16 protein-coding genes are annotated in these 19559 nt (G+C 67.1%); 11 read left to right on the forward strand and 5 right to left on the reverse strand.

All coding sequences use genetic code 11. The features are described from left to right. Positions 1–3: 3 nt before the first annotated feature. Entirely contained in the window at positions 4–519 is a 516-nt protein-coding gene (locus U743_RS07055) for an acyl-CoA thioesterase (RefSeq protein ID WP_232226740.1), read from the reverse strand. On the opposite strand from U743_RS07055, the gene U743_RS07060 reads away from it, so the two are divergent. The 9 genes from U743_RS07060 (at position 518) to U743_RS07100 (ending at position 12403) form a co-directional block, all read left to right on the forward strand. After that, positions 518–4096: a hydantoinase B/oxoprolinase family protein gene (locus tag U743_RS07060; protein ID WP_052367645.1), complete on the forward strand. Its 3579-nt coding sequence runs from the start codon at positions 518–520 to the stop codon at positions 4094–4096. The two genes, U743_RS07055 and U743_RS07060, sit on opposite strands and share 2 nt — an antisense overlap. After that, positions 4086–5489 (forward strand): D-arabinono-1,4-lactone oxidase, encoded by a 1404-nt coding sequence (locus tag U743_RS07065; RefSeq protein ID WP_052367647.1) that lies wholly within the window; start codon positions 4086–4088, stop codon positions 5487–5489. Before U743_RS07060 ends, U743_RS07065 begins: the two co-directional genes overlap by 11 nt. After that, positions 5486–6775 (forward strand): alanine racemase, encoded by a 1290-nt coding sequence (locus tag U743_RS07070; RefSeq protein WP_043766788.1) that lies wholly within the window; start codon positions 5486–5488, stop codon positions 6773–6775. Before U743_RS07065 ends, U743_RS07070 begins: the two co-directional genes overlap by 4 nt. A 94-nt stretch (positions 6776–6869) precedes the next feature. Continuing rightward, positions 6870–7334, forward strand: coding sequence for an SUF system Fe-S cluster assembly regulator (locus U743_RS07075; protein ID WP_043766790.1), 465 nt, complete (start codon positions 6870–6872; stop codon positions 7332–7334). A 3-nt stretch (positions 7335–7337) separates the two neighbouring features. Beyond that, on the forward strand, positions 7338–8786 hold the full coding sequence (gene sufB, locus U743_RS07080) for a Fe-S cluster assembly protein SufB (RefSeq protein ID WP_043766794.1): 1449 nt from the start codon (positions 7338–7340) through the stop codon (positions 8784–8786). 6 nt (positions 8787–8792) lie between these two features. Continuing rightward, positions 8793–9203, forward strand: a complete 411-nt coding sequence (locus tag U743_RS07085; RefSeq protein WP_084191420.1) for a GxxExxY protein — start codon at positions 8793–8795, stop codon at positions 9201–9203. A 34-nt stretch (positions 9204–9237) separates the two neighbouring features. Further along, entirely contained in the window at positions 9238–9987 is a 750-nt protein-coding gene (sufC, locus tag U743_RS07090) for a Fe-S cluster assembly ATPase SufC (protein ID WP_043766798.1), read from the forward strand. After that, positions 9984–11162 (forward strand): SufB/SufD family protein, encoded by a 1179-nt coding sequence (locus tag U743_RS18025; RefSeq protein ID WP_052367649.1) that lies wholly within the window; start codon positions 9984–9986, stop codon positions 11160–11162. Before sufC ends, U743_RS18025 begins: the two co-directional genes overlap by 4 nt. Continuing rightward, the gene (locus U743_RS07100; protein WP_043766800.1) at positions 11159–12403 is read left to right on the forward strand and encodes an aminotransferase class V-fold PLP-dependent enzyme; all 1245 of its coding nucleotides are present in this window, start codon (positions 11159–11161) and stop codon (positions 12401–12403) included. Before U743_RS18025 ends, U743_RS07100 begins: the two co-directional genes overlap by 4 nt. A 58-nt stretch (positions 12404–12461) precedes the next feature. Here U743_RS07100 and U743_RS07105 read toward each other — a convergent pair whose 3' ends face one another. Beyond that, complete coding sequence (locus U743_RS07105; RefSeq protein WP_043766803.1) at positions 12462–13808, reverse strand: flavin monoamine oxidase family protein; 1347 nt, start codon at positions 13806–13808, stop codon at positions 12462–12464. Beyond that, a complete protein-coding gene (locus U743_RS07110; protein ID WP_052367651.1) occupies positions 13805–14452 on the reverse strand; it encodes a TetR/AcrR family transcriptional regulator in 648 nt (215 codons plus the stop codon). Before U743_RS07110 ends, U743_RS07105 begins: the two co-directional genes overlap by 4 nt. Positions 14453–14538: 86 nt before the next feature. Between U743_RS07110 and dacB the strand changes: the two genes are divergently transcribed. Beyond that, complete coding sequence (dacB, locus tag U743_RS07115) at positions 14539–16029, forward strand: D-alanyl-D-alanine carboxypeptidase/D-alanyl-D-alanine endopeptidase (RefSeq protein ID WP_043766805.1); 1491 nt, start codon at positions 14539–14541, stop codon at positions 16027–16029. A 12-nt stretch (positions 16030–16041) separates the two neighbouring features. On the opposite strand, the gene U743_RS07120 is transcribed toward dacB, so the two are convergent. Together U743_RS07120 and U743_RS07125 are read right to left on the reverse strand one after the other, a co-directional pair. Beyond that, positions 16042–17580, reverse strand: a complete 1539-nt coding sequence (locus U743_RS07120) for a DUF5666 domain-containing protein (RefSeq protein WP_043766807.1) — start codon at positions 17578–17580, stop codon at positions 16042–16044. Further along, positions 17577–18383, reverse strand: coding sequence for a DUF6502 family protein (locus U743_RS07125; protein WP_269530621.1), 807 nt, complete (start codon positions 18381–18383; stop codon positions 17577–17579). The genes U743_RS07120 and U743_RS07125 overlap by 4 nt, the downstream gene beginning before the upstream one ends. A gap of 136 nt (positions 18384–18519) precedes the next feature. Here U743_RS07125 and U743_RS07130 point away from each other — a divergent pair, with 136 nt between their 5' ends. Next, positions 18520–19548, forward strand: a complete 1029-nt coding sequence (locus U743_RS07130) for an isocitrate/isopropylmalate dehydrogenase family protein (RefSeq protein ID WP_043766813.1) — start codon at positions 18520–18522, stop codon at positions 19546–19548. Positions 19549–19559: the final 11 nt, after the last annotated feature.

Here is a 19559-nt window from a genome sequence, read left to right on the forward strand (position 1 = left end):
CGATCAAGTTGAAGTGGCGGCCGCGTAGGCCGCCACGAACTCCGGCGGCTGGCGCTTCGGCCGGCCGCTGGCCATGTCGACGCAGGCCCACTGCGTGCGCGCGCGCAGTACTTCGCGCGCGTCCGCCGCCCGGAAGATGCGATAGCCGCGCCACATCGTGACGCGGCCGTCGTTTTCCTCAATCCAGGTGCCGACAATCAGCTCGTCACCTTCGAAGCTCGCGGCCAGGTAGTCCAACTCGTGGCGACGGGCGACGCAGCCGGTGCCGATACGCCGATAGGCATCCATGTCCAGGCCCAGCGCGCAGGTGTGCGACCAGGCGCATTGCTCCAACCAGCGCAGATAGCTGACGTTGTTGGTGTGCTCGAAGGCATCGATATCCTCGGCGCCGACGGTAACGCGAATGCAGTGGGGTTCGGCCACCGGCCAGGGAAGCGTTGCGGCTTGCATGTCCATGCCCGAAGTATGCGACAGACAGGGCTTGCCAGCATGGCGCGCGCGCCCTAGCGTTCGTCTCATGCCGAACCCTTTCCCGACCGCCGGCTGGCGCATCCACGCTGATCGCGGCGGCACCTTCACCGATCTCGTCGGTATCGCGCCCGACGGCACTCGCCATACGCAGAAGCTGCTCAGCCACGCGCCGGCGCGCTACGACGACGCCGTGCTGGCCGGCACGCGCGCATTGCTCGGGCTGCCTCCGGATGCCGCTATCGCCGAGGGTGCGGTGACAGAGCTGCGGCTGGGCACCACCGTCACCACCAATGCCTTGCTCGAAGGCCGTCAAGCGCCTTGCGCGCTCATCACCAATAGCGGCTTCGAGGATCTGCTGGCCATAGGCGACCAGTCGCGTCCCGACATCTTCGCACTGGCCATCCCGCCACGGCAGCAGCTCTGCCGTGAAGTGCACGGCGTCACGGCGCGTCGCGGTGCCGACGGCGCGCTGCTGGTGCCGCTCGACGAATCCGTGCTGCGCACCGTACTTGCCGAGCTGCGCGAAGACGGCGTCGACAGCCTCGCGGTGGCGCTGCTGCACGGCGCCCAGTACCCGCAGGAGGAACAGCGCATCGCCGCGATGGCTCGCGAAGCGGGCTTCGCACAATGCTGCTGCAGTCACGAGGTCTCGCCGGAGCCCGGATTGCTCGATCGTGCGCAGACCGCCGTCGTCGAGGCCGCGCTGATTCCGGTTCTCGCAAGCTATACCCGTGATCTCGCCGCTGCCCTGCCCGGCACGCGCATCCGCTTCATGCAATCCGACGGCCGCCTCGCAGAAGCTGCGCATCTGGCGGCGCGCAACAGCATCTTTTCCGGCCCGGCTGGCGGGGTCATCGGCGCCGGCAGCGTAGCCCGCGCCGCCGGCCTGGACGCGCTCATCGGCCTCGACATGGGCGGCACCTCCACCGATGTCTTCGAAAGCCGCGGCGACGCGCCCGTCCGCGACGCGGCCACCGTGGCCGGCCAGGTCGTGCGCGCACCGGCGCTGGATCTGCAGACGGTGGCCGCCGGTGGTGGTTCGCGCGTCTTCCACGACGGCCGGCGTATGCGGGTGGGTCCGGAATCGGCAGGCGCCGAGCCCGGCCCGGCCTGCTACGGCCGCGGTGGCAGTGGCACCGTGACCGATGCCAATCTGTTGCTCGGCCGGCTGGATACGACGAACTTCGCGCCGGTTTTCGGACCGAATGGCGACACGCCACTGGATACGCAAGCAGCTGCGGCGGCCTTTGACGCCTTGGCCTGTTGCGACGGCTCGGAGACCAAGCGCTTCGAAGCCGCACGCGGCGCGCTGCAGCTGGCCAACGAGCACATGGCTGCTGCCGTGCGCCGTATCAGCGTCGCGCGTGGTGTGGACATCGCCGATCACACCCTGGTCGCCTTCGGCGGCGCCGGCGCGCAGCACGCCTGTGACGTCGCCGAAGCGCTGGGCCTGCGCTCTGTGCTGGTGCCGGCCCAGGCCAGCGTGCTGTCGGCAGTGGGTGTCGGCCTGGCGGCCGTGGGGGTCACCAAGGAGACCGCCATCGATGCGCTACTGGACGATACGGCTGTGGCGCGCGCCCACGACGCCCTGCCCCGGCTACGCGCCGAGGCCGAGCGCCAACTGGCCGAGCAGGATAGCGCGCTGGCCGTAGCGGAAGCCGAGCTGCGTTTGCACTACACGCGCGGCGACACCGTCATCGAGCTGTCCTTCAATGAGAGCAGCGACGCCGAATCCCTGGCCGCGGATTTCGCACGCGCCCACGAGCAGCGCTACGGCTTCGCCGATGCCAGCCGCCCGATCCACGTCGCGGCCTTGCGGATGCGTGCGCGCGAACACGGAGCCGAAGCACCCGGCGATGGCCCCTCCGAGGTCACGCTGCGCGATGGCACGCAGCCGATGATGCACCTGGCCGACGGCCGCTGGCGCGACGTGCCGGTGCTCACCGCGCTCGGCACCGATCCCGTCGAGGGCCCGGCTCTGGTCCGCCTGGCCCAGTCGAGTTTCGTGCTGGCGCCAGGCTGGCGAGCATGGCGGGACACCCAGGGCATTCGCGCCGAGCGCGTCACCGCGGCGGCAGTGGATATCGCAGACAGCGCAGCGGCGCGCCTGGAGCTGTTCAACGCACGCTTCATGCATATCGCCAGCGAGATGGGCGAGGCACTGCGACGCAGCGCGCAGTCAGTCAACGTTCGCAACCGCCTGGATTATTCCTGTGCCATCTTCGACGCCGAGGGTCGGCTCATCGCCAACGCACCGCACATACCCGTGCATCTCGGCTCGATGAGTGCCTCGGTGCAGGCAGTGCGACCGCTGCACGGCGACCATCCGGAACCCGGCGAAGCGTGGTTGATCAACGACCCTTACAGCGGTGGCACGCATCTGCCCGACCTGACGCTGGTCATGCCTGTGTCACTGGAAGATTCGGGCACCGTATCGGCCTACGTCGCCGCCCGCGCTCATCACGCAGACATTGGCGGCATCAGCCCGGGCTCGATGCCCGCCGATAGCCGCAACATCGAAGAGGAAGGCATCCGTTTCACTGGCCTGCGGGCCGCAAGCGGCGGGCGCCTGCACGAGGCGACGCTGCACGCGGCGCTGGCCAAAGGTCAATGGCCCGCGCGCGATCCCGTGGCCAACCTCGCCGATCTGCGCGCCCAACTCGCCGCCTGCACGCGTGGCGTGCGCCTGCTGGAAGTCCTTGCCGCCGATACCGGTGTCGCACTGATTCACGAACAAATGCAGGCGGTACGCGACTACAGTGCCGGAGCGGTGGCAGACTTCATCGCCGGCCTGGCGCCGGGTGCGCACCACGTGATCCTCGACGATGGCCAGGAGGTGGCGCTGGAACTCAGTGTCGCGAAAGGCCGCCTGCGGCTCGACTTCAGCGCCTCCAGCGGCGTCGATGCGGGCAACACCAACGCACCGCGCCCGGTGCTGCGCGCGGCGGTGATGTATGCCCTGCGCTGCGTCATGGCACAGCCCTTGCCCCTTAACGACGGCTTCCTGGAGGCAGTCGATCTGATCGTGACGCCGGGCAGCCTGCTCAACCCGCGGCCGCCGGCGGCGGTGGTCGCAGGTAACGTCGAGACTTCCCAGGCCATCACTGATGCTCTGATGATGGCGCTGGGAGCGATGGCGGAATCACAGGGGACCATGAACAACATCAGCTTCGGCAATGCGCGCTTCCAGTACTACGAGACCCTGGCCGGGGGCAGCGGTGCCGGCCCGGACTTCGACGGCGCCGATGCCGTGCACAGCCATATGACGAACTCGCGCATCACCGACCCGGAGATCCTCGAGCGCCAGATGCCGTTGCGCGTTCGGTGCTTCGCGATTCGCCGTGGCAGCGGCGGCGGCGGCCGCCACCGGGGCGGAGACGGCCTCGTCCGCGAACTGGAGCTGCTGGAGGCCGTGGATCTCGCCATCATCAGCAATCGCCGCTGCCGCGGCGCCCGCGGCGCCGAGAGCGGTGGCAACGGGCTGCCGGGCGAGAATCTGCTGCTGCTGCCGGATGGGCATCGGGACACCCTGCCCCGCCGCGCACGCCGCGAGGTTCCGGCAGGCAGCCGCCTGTGCATCGCCACGCCGGGTGGCGGCGGCTGGGGAGAGCAGGATGGAGACTGAAGGACTCGGCCGCGGCGTCGACCGGCGCAGTCTGCTGCGCGGCATCGCTGCGGCCAGCACGGGCGCCGGCATGGTCCCGTTGCTGACGGCCTGCGGCGGGCGACCCGAGAGCGGCCGCGCCGACGGCGCGCTCTGGCGGAATTGGTCGGGGCGCGTGACAGCGCGCCCGGAACGCTTCTTCCACCCACCGGACGAGGATGCCCTTGTCGAGTTGCTGCGCGGTTACGGCGGCACCATCCGACCGGTGGGCGCCGGCCATAGCTTCTCGGCAGTAGCGGCCAGCGACGCAGCGATGGTGGATCTGTCACGGCTGCGCGGCCTGCACAGGCTCGACGCCAAAGCAGGCACTGCCCGCCTGGGCGCGGGCAGTAGCATCCACGATGCCGCCGCAGCACTCTTCGAGGCCGGTTGTGCCTTCCCCAATCAGGGCGATGTCGACCCGCAGCACATCGGCGGCGCCATCGCCACCGCCACGCACGGCACCGGCATCGGATTGCCGAGCTTCGCCGACATGGTGCACGGCCTGCGCCTGTGCACAGCCGAGGGGGAGTTTCTCGAGTTCGGGCCCGACGACCCGCGCCTGCCGGGCGCGGCGACGGCCGTGGGCGCGCTGGGCATCGTCACCGAGGCGACGCTGGCCGTGCAGCCGCGCTACCGACTGGCGATGCGCGAGACGACAATGCCGCTGGCCGAGGTCATGCAACAGGCGGAGCGGCTGCGCGAGCAGCATCGCCACTTTGAGTTCTTCGGCTTCTTTGGAGCGGATACGGCCTTGGTGAAGACGCTCGATCCCACCGACGCCGAGCCCAGCGGCGGAGGCCTGACGCCGCCCGTGAACACGGTGCTGCGCAGTGCCAGCGAGATCGTGCGCGCCTGGCCGGCCAGCGCCCGTGCCGTGCAGGAAACGTTGACCACCCTCGCCGGCACCACCGAGGCGGTCGACTGGGCGCACCGCATCTTCCCGTCGCCACGCGAGGTGCGCTTCAACGAGATGGAATACGCCGTGCCGCTGGAGCGCGGCCTGGAATGCCTGGAAGAGCTGCGAGCGGCCGTCGACAAGGCCGGCCACGGCGTGCTCTTCCCCTTCGAGTGCCGTTACGTCGCGGGGGAGACCTCCTGGCTGTCGCCATTCCACACTGCCCCGCGGATGGCGATCTCGGTGCACCAGTACTGGAAGCGCGACCCGGAGGCGCTCTTCGCCACCGCCGAGCCAGTGCTGCGGCGGTACGGCGGCCGGCCGCACTGGGGCAAGATTCACTCACTGGGCGCGCGCGAGTTGGCCGAGCTGTATCCGCGATGGGAGGACTTCCAGCGCCTGCGCCGCGAGCTGGACCCGCGTGGGCGCATGCTCAGCCCCTATCTTCGGCGGCTCTTCGCGCCGGAGCTTGTGTGAAGCGGCGTCGGCTCATCACCGGTGGATTGGCCGCTTCGGCGTTGATCGGCGGAGGCGCCTGGCTACGCCCGGCGGCGCGCGCTGAGCCGCACGATCGCTACTTTGCGGATCTGCAGACCCTGATGCAGCGCGACGGCCCCGGCACGGCCTGTTTGGTGCTGGACCTCGATCGGCTCAACCACAATCTCATCGCGCTGCGCGAGAACATGCCGGCCGGCAAGCACTATCGACTGGTCTCCAAGTCGCTGCCCTGTCCCGACCTCATCGAGCAGGTGCTGGTAACGATGCACTCGAACCGCATCATGTGCTTTCACCAGCCTTTCGCGAATCTTCTTGCCCGAGACTTTCCGGACAGTGATCTGCTGCTCGGCAAGCCCATGCCGGTACCGGCAGCCGAGCGCTTCTACCAGCGCCTCCATCCGGGCCGCTTCGATCCGCAGCGCCAGCTGCAGTGGCTGGTCGATACGCCTGCGCGACTGGCCGCCTACGCCGAGCTGGCGCGCGCCCAGAACCTGCGCATGCGTATCAGCATCGAGATCGACGTCGGTCTGCACCGGGGTGGCGTCGACAACGACAGCGACTTCGTTGCCATGCTGCGCATGCTGCGAGACAACAGCCGGCATCTAAGGCTGTCCGGGTTCATGGGATACGATCCGCACGTCGTCAAGCTGCCTGCGCCGCTGGGCAGCCCCGATGCCCTGCAACAGCTGGCGAATGCGCGCTATGAGCACTACATTCGTCTGCTGCGCCGGGAGGCGCCGGACCTCCTCACGCTGCAGCAGGACCTGCCCATGGTCTTCAACGGTGCCGGCAGCCCGAATTTCGTCCTCCACGACGAGCGCGCGCCCACCAATGACCTCGCCATCGGCAGCGCGCTGCTCAAGCCTTCAGATTTCGACCTGCCGACGCTGGAAGCCTTCCGGCCCGCGCTCTGGATCACCACGCCTGTGCTCAAGAGCAGCGCCGGCCCGGAGCTACCCGGCGTCGAATGGGCGCAATGGCCGGCGCGACTGTGGAACCCGAATCTCACTCGCAGCCACTTCATCTACGGCGGCAACTGGATGGCCGACGCGCACTCGCCCGCCGGCCTGGCGCCGAATCCCCTCTTTGGTCGGAGCAGCAACCAGGAAATGCTCACCAGCGCGCCGGCAGCCGACCTCGCCCCGGGAGACTGGGTCTTCCTCCGACCACGCCAATCGGAGGCCCTGATGCTGCAGTTCGGGCCGTTATACGTCGTCCAGGCTGGCGCACTGGTCGATCGCTGGCCGGTGTTCGTCCCCGCCTGAGCCGCGCCGCCGGCGCCTCGACAAGCGGTACACGGACTGCAAGAGCGTGCGACGAAGGGTACAATCCATACCAGATTGGTTGGAATTGACCCCCATGAAGCTCGGCAAGCTTACAGACTACGCCACCGTGATCCTTACGGAGATGGCACGCGCACCGGAGCAGCGGCGCTCTGCCGTTGATCTCGCCCAGCGCACGCATGTCGCCGCGCCGACCGTCTCCAAGCTGCTGCGCCAGTTAGCGCAGGCGGGCGTGGTCGAGGCCACGCGCGGCGCCCAGGGCGGCTATCGCCTGGCGCACGCCCCCGAGCGCATCAGCATCGCCGACGTCGTCAACGTGCTGGAGGGCCCCATCGCGATGACGTCCTGCACGGTGCACGGCGACGGCTGCCCCATCGACGACCACTGTGGCGTGCGTAGCAACTGGTGGCGCATCAACGCCGCCGTCGAGCGTGCACTGGCCTCGGTGACGCTGGCCGACATGTGCGCGCCGCTGCCGGCTGCCGAGTTCCCGCTGCGGCGCATGCCGCAGGCCCCCTCTTCCGCAACCGCTGGAGCCTGAGCCATGGCCACGACCCAAGAGCTCGAACAAATGCTGAAGACCCGCGAGTACAGCGCGGGCTTCGTCACGGATATCGAATCGGATACCGTCCCGCCGGGCCTTTCCGAGGATGTCATCAGCGCCATCTCGGCCAAGAAGGGCGAGCCGCAGTGGATGCTCGACTTCCGCCTCAAGGCCTATCGCCGCTGGCTGAAGATGGAAACACCCAGCTGGGCGCATCTGGACTATCCGCCCATCGACTATCAGGCCATCAGCTACTACAGCACGCCCAAGTCCATGGCTGACGGCCCGAAGTCGCTGGACGAGGTCGACCCCAAACTGCTGGAGACCTACGACAAGCTCGGCATTCCACTGGAGGAGCAGAAGATGCTCGCCGGCGTGGCGATGGATGTCGTCTTCGACTCGGTATCAGTGGCGACCACCTTCAAGGAGAAGCTGGCCGAGGCCGGCGTGATCTTCTGCCCGATCTCCGAGGCTGTGCAGGAATATCCGGAACTGGTGCGCAAGTACCTCGGCACGGTCGTTCCCTTCGGCGACAACTTCTTCGCCGCGCTGAACACGGCCGTGTTCACCGACGGCAGTTTCGTCTACGTACCCAAGGGTGTGACCTGCCCGATGGAGCTGTCGACCTACTTCCGCATCAACGAGCGCAATACCGGCCAGTTCGAGCGCACCCTCATCATCTGCGAGGAGGGGGCATCGGTCTCCTATCTTGAGGGCTGCACGGCGCCGCAGCGCGACGAGAACCAGCTGCACGCCGCGGTTGTCGAGCTGGTGGCGCTGGACGACGCCGACATCAAGTACTCGACGGTGCAGAACTGGTATCCCGGCGACGAGAACGGCAAGGGTGGCATCTACAACTTCGTCACCAAGCGCGGTGACTGCCGCGGCAAGCGCTCGCACATCTCCTGGACGCAGGTCGAGACCGGTTCGGCCATCACCTGGAAGTATCCGAGCTGCCTGCTCCGGGGCGACGATTCCCGCGGCGAGTTCTACTCGGTGGCCGTCACCAACGGCCGCCAGCAGGCCGATACCGGCACCAAGATGATGCACATCGGCAAGAACACCCGATCGACCATCGTCTCCAAGGGCATCTCCGCCGGTCGCTCCAACCAGTCCTATCGCGGACTGGTGCGCATGATCGAGTCCGCCGACGGCGCACGCAATCACACGCAGTGCGACTCGCTGCTCATCGGCGACCAGTGCGGCGCGCACACCTTCCCTTACACGGAAGTGCGCAACATGAGCGGCCAGCTGGAGCACGAGGCCACCACCTCGCGCATTGGCGAGGAGCAGCTCTATTACCTGACCAGCCGCGGCCTCTCGGAGGAGGACGCCGTGTCGATGATCGTCAACGGCTTCTGCCGCGACGTCTTCAAGGAGCTGCCCATGGAGTTCGCCGTCGAGGCCGGCAAGCTGCTCCAGGTTTCGCTCGAAGGCGCTGTGGGGTGATCGGTCTTGGAACCACAGATTTCACAGATTGCCGCAGCTTCTTCCGAGAAGCGTGATCCGGAAACCTTCGCAGTCATCGATGCGGCAATGGAGGCCCATCGCGAGCTCGGAAGCGGCTTTCTCGAAGCGGTCTACCAGGACGCGCTGGAACACGAGTTGACCATGCGTGAAATATCTTTTCGCAGTCAGGCTCCACTGCCGATTCATTACAAGGGCGCGCCCCTGCGGACGAACTACCGCGCCGATCTAATCTGCTTCGACAGCATCATTGTCGAGTTGAAGACTGTCGATCAGCTCGGTGCGCCCGATCAGGCGCAAGCCATCAATTACCTAAAAGCCACTGGCTTGAAGAAGGCGCTATTGCTCAACTTCAAGCCATCCAGTCTGCAATACCGGCGCATCGTTCATCGCCTTTAAATCTTTCCAATCTGCGAAATCTGCGGTTCTAACCATGCTCGAAATCAAGAATCTCCACGCCAGCATCCACGACGAGCCCATCCTCAAGGGCCTGGATCTGAGCATCAACGCCGGCGAGGTCCACGCCATCATGGGCCCCAACGGCGCCGGCAAGTCCACGCTCGGCCACGTGCTGGCCGGACGCGAGGGCTACGACGCCACCGAAGGTAGTGTCACGCTGGACGACCGCGATCTGCTCAAGATGGACACCGCCGAGCGCGCCTCGGCCGGGCTCTTCCTGGGCTTCCAATACCCGGTGGAAATCCCGGGCGTCAGCAATATCCAATTCCTGCGCGCAGCCTACAACGCTCAGCGCAAGGCTCGCGGCGAGGAAGAGCTCGACGCCATGGCCTTCCTCAAGCATGTGCGCCAGCACCTCGACACGGTCGGCATGGACAAGGACATGCTCCACCGGGGCGTGAACGAGGGCTTTTCTGGCGGCGAGAAGAAGCGCAACGAGATTCTGCAAATGCTTGTGCTCGGACCGCGCATGATCATCCTCGACGAGACCGACTCCGGCCTGGATATCGATGCGCTGAAGACCGTTGCGCAAGGCATCAACACCATGCGCGGCCCCGAGCGCGCCATCCTGCTCATCACGCACTATCAGCGCCTGCTCGACTACGTCGAGCCGGACCGCGTACATGTGCTGGCCGAGGGCCGCATCAGCAAGAGCGGTGGCCCGGATCTGGCGCGCGAGCTCGAGGCCCACGGCTACGCCGGCATCGAGAACAGCGCGGCATGAGCCTGACCGACCAACTCCAGCCTCTCTTCGAGCGCCTGCCAGAGGACAAGCGCGCGGCGCGCCGTGCTTTCTGGGATCGGCTCGTCGCGGAAGGCTTTCCAGGCACGAAGCATGAGCGCTGGCGCTTTACCGATCTCGCCGGCGCAGTGGCCGAGCCGCCGACGAGCCCGGGCCCGGCGCAGATCGAGCTGCCGAGCTTTGAGGGCTTGCGGCGCGTGGGCTTCATCAACGGACACACCCAGAGTGTCGATGACCGCGAGCGCCTCGAGGCGCCGGCAACGTCGGTGAGCGATCCCAGCGACCTGGTCAATGCCGCACTCGCCGCCTCGGGCTTGCAGTGGCAACCCGAGGGCGATGACACGGCACTGCATCTCTGCACGCGCAGCACCGAAGGTTCGGTGCATCTGCGCCATCGCATCCACGTTCCGACCGGCGCCCACGCCGTGCTCTACTGGGACGATCTCGCCGAGACGGATGCCGACTTCGGCACGCAGACGCTGGAGATCCAGCTCGACGACAACGCCCGGCTCGACGTGGCGCGCAGCCACCTCAACAACGCCGGTGGACCGCAGTTGCTGCGCAGCGAGGCGCGACTTGCGGCGGGAGCGACGTTGAACATGACGGGCTTTGACGCCGGCTCCGGCTTGAGCCGACACAACCTGCAGATCATGCTCGACGCGCCTGGGGCACGGGTCCTCCTCAATGGTGTTTACGCACCCTTCGCCAAGGGCCACATCGACACCTTCGCCAGTGTCGACCACGCCAGTCGCGAGACCGTCAGCCGCATGCACTTCCGCGGCCTCGGAATGGAAAAGGGCACTGGCCTGCTGACCGGGCGCGTGCACGTGCATCGCGACGCGCAGAGGGCCGACTCGGACCAGCAGCTCGCCGGGCTGTTGCTCTCGCCGAAGGCACGCATCAACGCCAAGCCTGAGCTGGAGATCTACGCCGACGACGTCGTCTGCGCGCACGGTAATGCCATCGGCCAGATTGACGAGAACGCCCTGCACTATCTGCAGACACGCGGCATTGACCGCGCCACGGCGCGCGCGATGCTAATCAGCGGCTTTGCGGCCGAGACCCTCGCCTTTCCCGCGAACGAGGGTGCACACGCGGATCTGCTCAAGGCGCTGGACAACGCGCTACAGCACGCCGACTGGAGCGAGACGCCGTGAATGCTCCCGATACCCTTACCGCCCCTATCGACGTAGCCGCCGTGCGCACGCAGTTCCCGGTGCTCGCCCAGCGCGTGCACGAGGACAAGCGCCTGGCCTACCTCGACAATGCCGCCACCACGCAGAAGCCCGAAGCGGTGCTGAAGGTGATCGACGGCTACTACCGCTTTGATAACAGCAATGTCCACCGCGGAGTGCACGCGCTGGCCGCGCGCGCCACGCAGGCCTACGAAGACGCCCGCGCCACCATCGCCCGCTTCTGCGGCCACACCCCGGAAGCCACGGTCTTCACACGCGGCACTACCGAGGCCATCAATCTGGTCGCCTACAGCTATCTGCTGCCCAAGCTCGAAGCGGGCGACGAGATCCTGCTCACCGAGATGGAGCACCACGCCAACATCGTGCCCTGGCAGCTCGTCGCCGAGCGCACGGGCGCGAAGATCGTGGTCGCGCCGGTGCGCGATGACGGCAGCCTGGATATCGACACCTGGCGGGAACGACTCGGCCCGCGCACACGCATGGCCGCCTTCGTGCACGTCTCGAACACCCTCGGCACGGTGAATCCGATCGCCGAAATGGTCGAGATGGCACGCGCCGCCGGCGTGCTCACCCTCATCGATGGCGCCCAGGCTGTTGCGCATATTCCACTGAATTTTCATGATCTTGGTGCAGACTTCTATAGCTTTTCCTCACACAAGCTCTACGGCCCGACCGGCTTCGGCGTGCTGCTGGCGAAGCCGGAGCATCTCGACGCCATGCCGCCCTGGCAGGGCGGCGGCGACATGATCGATACCGTCAGCTTCGAGGGCACGACCTTCGCCGAGCCGCCAGCGCGCTTCGAGGCCGGCACGCCGCATATCGCTGGCGCGATCGGCTGCGCAGCGGCCATCGACTGGGTGTCGGGGGTCGGCCTCGACGCCGCGCGCGCCCACGAGACGCATCTGCTCGAACAGACCATGAGCGCCATCGCCGATATTCCGGGCCTGCGCGTGCTGGGCACCGCGCCGGACAAGGCGGCGATCATCGCCTTCAACCTCGACGGGGCCCACGCCTCGGATATCAGCTCGCTGCTCGATATGCAGGGTGTGGCCGTGCGCGTCGGTCACCACTGCACGATGCCGCTGCACAGCCGCTTCGGTCTCACCGGCAGCGCGCGCGCCTCCTTCGCCATCTACAACGACGACGAAGACGTCGCCCAGTTCGCCGCGGCGCTGCGCAAGGCCGCCAAGATGCTGGGCTAAGGCACACATACACCGGCCCCGCCAGCCGGTGCAATCAGCCGACGCTGTCAGCCGTAGATCAGGCCATCGCTTCCAGGACTTCCGCCGCCGCGCGCTCGCCGGAGTTCAGCGCGCCCTCGATGTAGCCGCACCAGGCCTCCGCAGTCTCGGTACCGGCCCAGTGCACGGCGCCGCAGGGCTCGCGAAGCGCCGGGCCCAACCGGCTGAGGGTGCCCGGCGTGGGCACGCCGGTATAACAGCCGCGGCTCCAGGGATCGGCTATCCAGTCCTGGTCGACGTAGTCGAGCGGCTCCGCGGCTTGTGCACCGAATGCAGCGACGAGGCTGTCGATGACCGCGCAGCGACGGGCCTCGGCTTGGCCACTCCAGCGCACCGCCTCGGTGCCGTCGATGAAGCCCACTAGCGCACCGCAACTGCCGTCGGCCGGCGAGTTGTCGAAGACCGGGCTGAACACGGCCGAACTGCCGACGTACTCGCCGGACAGGCCCTGTTCGCGCCAGAAGGGACGCTCGTAGGCGATCTGGCACTTGATGACCGAGCCCATCGGCATGCGCTGGGCGAGCTGCTCACGCGCCGCGCTGATGCCCTGCATCGCGATGCGCCCGGACAGTGCCGGCGCCATGGCGACGATGAGCCGCCGCGCGCGATAGGTGACGCCGTCGGCGCGCACGCTGACGCCCTCCGCGTCCTGATCCACCGCCTGCACAGGTGTGGACAGGCGCAGCTGCGCCTGCAGGGGCTCGGCGAGATGGCGTGCCAACGCGTGCATGCCGCCATCGACGGTCGCGGCCTGTGCGCCGTCGGTGGTGCTGGTGAGTGCCTCGACGCTGCCATTGGCAGCCAGATAGTGCAGAAAGGCCAGCATGGAGAGCTGATCCGGTTCGACGCAAAACACCGCACGCGTCGCCACGTCAAAGAGTGCGCGGCCGCCCGCTGTAGGCAGATTCCGGTTGCGCCACTGCGCGACAGTGCACGCGTCCAACTGCTCGGCGTCTGCCGCAGTCCAGGGCGCGGCGGCGGACACACGCTGCTGCAGCCGCCGCAGGCGCCACAGCGCCCAGCCCATGCCCAGCAGTGCCCCCGGTGAGACCGGTGGAATCAGCCCGCGGTAGCGGCGCTGACGACCGCCAGCAGCGAGCAGCTTCTGGCCTTCGGTGTACTGCGGCAGCAAGGGACGCCCGGCCTCGCCGGCCAGCATCGAGAGTCGCTCGTGGCCGACCCCAACCCATTGCCCACCAAGATCGATAGTACGACCCGCAAGCTCGCCCGGCATGACACGACCGCCGACGCGATCGCGCGCCTCCAGCAGCAGCACCCGGCAGCCGGCGGAGCGAAGCCGCTGCGCCGCCGCCAGCCCCGCGAAGCCGGCACCCAGCACGATGACATCCGAATCGACATCGTTCATGACGTCGCCCCATCCGTTTGCGCCCGAAGCATCGCCACGGCAGCATCCAGACGCGCCTTCACGGCGTGCGCATCGCCGGTGGCCAGGAATTGCAGGATCAGCCCGTCCATCATCGCCACCATCGCTCCGGCGAGGACATCCAAGCTCGCTTCATCGTGCACCTGGGCGTCAGCGGCGCGAAGGGCGCACGCAAGCATGGCGATGTAGCCCTCGTACTGCCGGCGTGCCAGATCGGCCCCTGCCCCGCCATGCAGCGCGGCCAGCGTCAGCTCGTACTGAGCGCGCTGCAGCTCGGGATCGGCGCAGACGTGCGTCCAGTAGGCTTCGGCAAGGCGCTCCAGGGCTACGCCCAGCGACGGCGCGCCGCGACAGGCCTGCTCGATCGTCGCGCGAGTTCGCCCGTGTACCGCCTCCAGCACCGCCGCGAGCAAGGCCTGCTTGTCTGGAAAGAGGTAGTGCACCATCGCCGCATGCACGCCAGCCTCGGCTGCGATCGCGCGCGTGCTGGCAGCCGCAATGCCGCGACGCCCGATGACGCGCACGGCTGCGGCAAGCAGCGCTTCACGGCGCGCCTCGGCGTCGCCGCCGCCGGACGGACGCCCACGCCTTGGCTCGATTCGTTCCCTGGATTCCTTCTGCTGCATTTTATTCGTCATTTGCCGAATTATGGCGGGTGATCTTCCATGCCCGCAAGCGATAACACTCCCTCTATGAGGGCTAAGATCGCCGCATGCCCGATTCAGCTTTCATACGCAACGGATCGGTCGCGCTCGCGGCCGCTGTCGGTCTGGTGCTGGCAGGCCTCTCTGGCGCGTCGGCGCAGCTGCCATCCAATTGGCCGGAACTCGGCACGATCGAAGCAGATGGCGCTCGCGTTTCCGCACTGGCTATCGACCTGGAGACCGGCCGCACTCTCGCTCAGCGCAACCCGTCGGCGCGCCTGATTCCCGCCTCGCTCAGCAAGCTCTATACAGCGGCCGGCGCATTGCGTCACTGGGGACCGGAGCACCGCTTCGTGACGCGCCTGCTGGGCGCCGAGCCCACCGGCGATGGCCGTATCGACGGCGATCTGGTGATGCTCGGCGGCGCCGACCCGGATCTCGGCCGGGAAGAGCTCCGCACGATGGTCGCCGCCCTGCGCGCACGCGGCGTGGCGCATGTCAGCGGCGACCTCATCATCGACGAGAGCCTGCTCGGACGCATCGAGTGCCAAACGAGGGATCGCTGCGAGGCGCGCGCACAGAGCAGTTATGCCTTCGACGGGCCGCTTTCCGCCGCGGGCATCGATTACGGCAGCCTTGAGGTCACCATCCGCCCGAACGCCAAGACCGGTCAGGAAGCCACGGTCCGCCTGGCCCCGGCGCATCTGCCCGAGCCGCAGATTCGCGGTCATGTCCGCACTGTCCCGGCCGACGGTGCGCTGGCGCTTTGGCTGCGTCGAGAAACGCCGGATGCCGGCCCGCCCCTGCTCCACATCAGTGGCCAGATTCCACGCGGGCACGCACCGGTGAAACGCTCGCGCTCGGTGGGTGACGCGGCAGCTCATACCGGTCGCGTGCTGCGCCAGTTGCTGCGCGCCGGGGGCGTTCGCGTTTCCGGGGAAACGCGCGTGCGCAGCGAAGCCGATACCGCCATTGGCGAACTGCACGAGCTGGCGCGCGTTGAAAGTGCACCTCTGGCAGAGCAGCTGCGTCGCATGCAGCACTATTCGAATAACTACATGGCCGATCTGCTCACCCTGCACCTGGCGCACGAGCTTAATGGCGCGCCGCTGGCGCTATCCGAGGCAGCGGACCTGCTTATGGAAGGACGGAAAAGCGATACGGCGACCGAGACCGCCGCACTCCTGGACAGCGGCAGCGGGCTATCGGTGAGCAGCAAGCTATCGGCAAGGGATCTGGTAGATCTTCTGGTAACGACCTACGACGACCCGGCGCTGTTTCCGAGCTTTCTGGGCAGCCTGCCGGTGCCGGCGTTCTCCAACTCTGGTCAACTGCGCGGTGGCGATACGCTCTGGCAACGGCGCATCGCTGCCAAGACCGGCTGGCTCAGCGAGCCGGTGGGCGTGCGCGCGGTAGCCGGCTACGCGCGGACGCTTAGTGGTCGCTGGATCGCCTTCGCCATCGTGCTGAACGGCACAGAAAAAAGGCCGGCGCTTGCGCGCCGGCCCAGTCTTTCCGCGATCCGACAAGATGTCACCTCGCTGATTGCGGCCTACTAGCTACTGCCGCTATCAATCCTCGCTGTCGTCGTCAGTATCGTCATCCGTATCATCGTCGCTGTCTTCATCGCTGTCATCGTCATCGTCGCGCTCGATCTCGGTGGCGTGGAAGGTATCGGCGGTGACACCTTCGTAGCGCCCATCAACCTCTACCCGATCACCGACGCCGAGGGAGGCGAAGAAGCTGGCGGCGTCGCTGTCGTCGAATGCGGTGTTGCCGTCCACCTGTACCTGCACACCCGAAACATCCAGAGTGCCCGCAGCCTCATCGAAGCTGCGAACGATGCCATCGATCTTGTCGTCATCCCCGTCGTCGTCCTCGCGCTCGACACGAACTGCGCGCAGGGGGTTGCCACCGTCCGCCGGCTCGCGCGCAGCGATCTCGACGTAGTCGCCCTGGGCGAGATCACCGAGCTCGAAGCGCCGGTCATCATCGCGATCGTCACTGAGCCGCGCGCTCGCATCAACGGCCACGCGTACGCCGAAGATGTCGATGCCCATATCGTCGGCTGACTGCACTGGACCGGTCAGCTCAACCGAGCCAGCATCGTCGTCGCGGTCGCTGCCGAAGTCGTCATCGAAGGAGATCTCGCTCGCAAGCAGCGTGCCGTCTCCAATGACGATTCCTTCAACCTCGACCGCGGCATCGACCGCGATATTCTGCGGGCCGCCATCATCGAACTCGGTGCGACCGTCAAAGCGCACCGTCACGCCGCGCAACAGGAAACTGCTGGCGTCTATCACTTCGTCGATGCTGCCCTCCAGCTCCACCTCGGTGTTGTCCTCGTCGAGGAAGTCGCGGAAGGCGTCATCGTTCTCCTCGTCGACCTCGTCGGCGATAAGGACGCCGCTTTCGAGACTGCCTTCAACCTCGACGAGCAGCCCGTCCATGAGTGCCCCGTCGTCGTCGATGTCCAGCTCGGCCGCGGAATAGTCAACGCTCAACTCGCCGATACGGAAGCTCTGCGCGCCCTCGTCCAGGCCAGCCACGCGTCCGACCACCTCAACCTCATCGCGGTCGTCGTCGCGCCCGATGTAGCTGGCCGCGACACCCTCACCGACCGTGCGGCGGCCGCTGACTTCCAGCCGGTCACCGACGCTGATATCGGTCAGCGCGAGGCCGTCGAGCACCGTCGCCGGGACCACGCGTACGTGCTGGCCTGCGACCGTGAGCGTCTCTGCAACGCTGTCGACCGCACTTACCGGCCCCGAGATCGTGGCGTCATAACGTACGGTCTGCGCACGCAGCGTGCCGTCGTCGTCGCGCGTGGCCTCGACCTCGACGATCTGCCCGACACGAAGCGCCTCTTCAGACCCGCCCGCATCGCGGATGACGAAATTGGCGTCATCGGTGACGAAGCGCCGCTCACCGACACGAACGCTGCCGAAGCCGGTGACCGCACCGCGCACGAAGACCTTGGAGGTCACTCCGGTGCCGTTGACGTCGCCGAGGGCCGGATTGGTATCCCCGCCCCCGCCGCAGGCCGCGACTGCCAGGCCGAGGGCAGCCGGCGCGAGCATGCGTCGAATGATGTCTGCTGTGCTGATCATGCGTAAGGTCCTCCTTCAGGGGGGGTCATGTCGAAGTAATACAGGCCAACGCCGGTGAAGCGATCCTGGCCGGGGTCTTCGGCGCTCGTCGCGCCGATATCGTTGTTGAGGGATTCGAGCCACTGCTGCCCCTGCTCCCGGACGAGAGCTTCAAGGCGTTGGCATCCGGCCTCGTCGAGGCCGCGGAAGACGAGCTTTCGCTCGATACGTGGTTCATCACCGCGCAGGTTGTGATCGATGGTGTCGACCAGCGCGGCCGCGTTCTCGCCGAGGAAAGGAATCCGGTCGGCCTCATCACCACCGCCCGGAATGAAACCGCGTTTGCAGAGCCGTACGGACTCCTGGCGTCGCTCGACGATCTCCATGCGCTGCAGCTCGCGCAGCAGCGTCTGCCACGGCAGATCGCAGCCCACCGCACGCACCAGGGCCCTGAAGCTCCCCGACTCGCCTTCCACGAGAAGCTCGCGCGGCTGGCCGTCCGCATCCGTCCAGTCCGCACCACGCAGCCAGTACGTAACCACGCGATTGAGCGGGTGACGTCCGCCGAGCCGCTCGTCAGAGCCTTCGCCGTCAAGGTCGACCAGGCGCGCCACCTCGGCGCGTGTCAGGCCGGTCAGCGTGGCAACCCGGGATTTATTGGTCGGGCGACCACCGATGCCGTAGGCCTCACGGGCGACATCCACGAAGGCCTTCTTTGCGATGTCGTGGAAATCGCGCGTGGTCAGTCCGTGCCGCATGGCAATCCGCGCAACGGGGCGCAGAAGCTGGTAAAGACTGTTCGCTAGTAGCGTCTTTATTTCCATATTTGGTATATTTACTACCAATATTGAATTTCGTCAAGGCACGCGTCATACCGACGATGAAATCGACCAAAGTTGCGGTGACGATCGGCGCTCTTGCCGATAGGCTTGCCGCACATCCGAACGAAGAGATCGATCCATGGCGAAGGCTGCGCAGCGCATTCCGGTCACCCTTCTCGAAGGCGACGGTATCGGTCCCGAGATCGTCGCGGCGAGTTGCCGGGTTCTCGACGCGCTCGGCGCACCTTTCGACTGGGAACCCCAGCCCGCCGGTCTGAGCGCTGTCGACAGCCACGGCGACCCGCTGCCGCAGGCAACGCTGGATAGCATCCGGCGCAACGGCCTGGCGCTGAAGGGGCCGCTGACCACCCCGGTGGGTAAGGGCATCCGATCGATCAACGTCCGTCTGCGCGAGGAGTTCCAGCTCTACGCCAATTTGCGACCCGCGCGTACCATCGTCGAGGGCGGCCGCTTCGCGGACATCGATCTGGTGCTGGTGCGCGAGAACCTCGAGGGTTTCTACGTCGGCTACGAGCACTACATTCCGGTTGGCGGCGATCCCAAGGCCGTGGCCGAGAGCGCCGGCATCAATACCCGTGAGGGCTGCCGCCGCATCGCCGAGTGGACCTTCGACTATGCCGCACGCCACGGCCGCAAGAAGGTCACCATCGTCCACAAAGCCAACATCCTCAAGCTGCTGACCGGACTCTTCCTGGAAACGGCGATGGAGGTCGGCAAGCGCTACGAAGGCCAGATCGCCATCGAGGAACGCATCGTCGACAACTGCGCCATGCAGCTGGTCATGAACCCCTGGCAGTTCGACGTGCTGCTGACCACGAATCTCTTCGGCGACATCCTCTCCGACCAGATCGCCGGGCTCATCGGCGGCCTCGGCATGGCCCCCGGCGGCAATATCGGCAAGGACGCTGCCATCTTCGAGGCCGTGCACGGCTCGGCGCCGGACATCGCCGGCAAGGGCCTCGCCAACCCCAGCGCACTGCTGCTGGCCGCCGCGATGATGCTGGAGCACGTCGACGAGCACGAGCGCGCCGAACGCCTGCGCACCGCACTGCACACCACCATCAACACCGACGGCATCCGCACCGGCGACCTCGGCGGCAAGGCCAGCACCGAGCAATTCGCCGACGGCCTGATCGCGCGGCTCTGACAGCGGTGACG

Source organism: Algiphilus aromaticivorans DG1253 (assembly GCF_000733765.1).
Taxonomy (GTDB): Bacteria; Pseudomonadota; Gammaproteobacteria; order Nevskiales; family Nevskiaceae; genus Algiphilus; species Algiphilus aromaticivorans.

Bases quoted from the DNA above. Each gene is read 5' to 3' on its own strand.
- U743_RS18025 (WP_052367649.1), top strand. From the start codon at position 9,984: ATGAGCCTGACCGACCAACTCCAGCCTCTCTTCGAGCGCCTGCCAGAG.
- U743_RS07120 (WP_043766807.1), bottom strand. From the start codon at position 17,580: ATGATCAGCACAGCAGACATCATTCGACGCATGCTCGCGCCGGCTGCC.
- sufC (WP_043766798.1), top strand. From the start codon at position 9,238: ATGCTCGAAATCAAGAATCTCCACGCCAGCATCCACGACGAGCCCATC.
- U743_RS07105 (WP_043766803.1), bottom strand. From the start codon at position 13,808: ATGAACGATGTCGATTCGGATGTCATCGTGCTGGGTGCCGGCTTCGCG.
- U743_RS07130 (WP_043766813.1), top strand. From the start codon at position 18,520: ATGGCGAAGGCTGCGCAGCGCATTCCGGTCACCCTTCTCGAAGGCGAC.
- U743_RS07055 (WP_232226740.1), bottom strand. From the start codon at position 519: ATGAGACGAACGCTAGGGCGCGCGCGCCATGCTGGCAAGCCCTGTCTG.
- U743_RS07060 (WP_052367645.1), top strand. From the start codon at position 518: ATGCCGAACCCTTTCCCGACCGCCGGCTGGCGCATCCACGCTGATCGC.
- sufB (WP_043766794.1), top strand. From the start codon at position 7,338: ATGGCCACGACCCAAGAGCTCGAACAAATGCTGAAGACCCGCGAGTAC.
- U743_RS07125 (WP_269530621.1), bottom strand. From the start codon at position 18,383: ATGGAAATAAAGACGCTACTAGCGAACAGTCTTTACCAGCTTCTGCGC.
- U743_RS07065 (WP_052367647.1), top strand. From the start codon at position 4,086: ATGGAGACTGAAGGACTCGGCCGCGGCGTCGACCGGCGCAGTCTGCTG.
- U743_RS07110 (WP_052367651.1), bottom strand. From the start codon at position 14,452: ATGCAGCAGAAGGAATCCAGGGAACGAATCGAGCCAAGGCGTGGGCGT.
- dacB (WP_043766805.1), top strand. From the start codon at position 14,539: ATGCCCGATTCAGCTTTCATACGCAACGGATCGGTCGCGCTCGCGGCC.
- U743_RS07075 (WP_043766790.1), top strand. From the start codon at position 6,870: ATGAAGCTCGGCAAGCTTACAGACTACGCCACCGTGATCCTTACGGAG.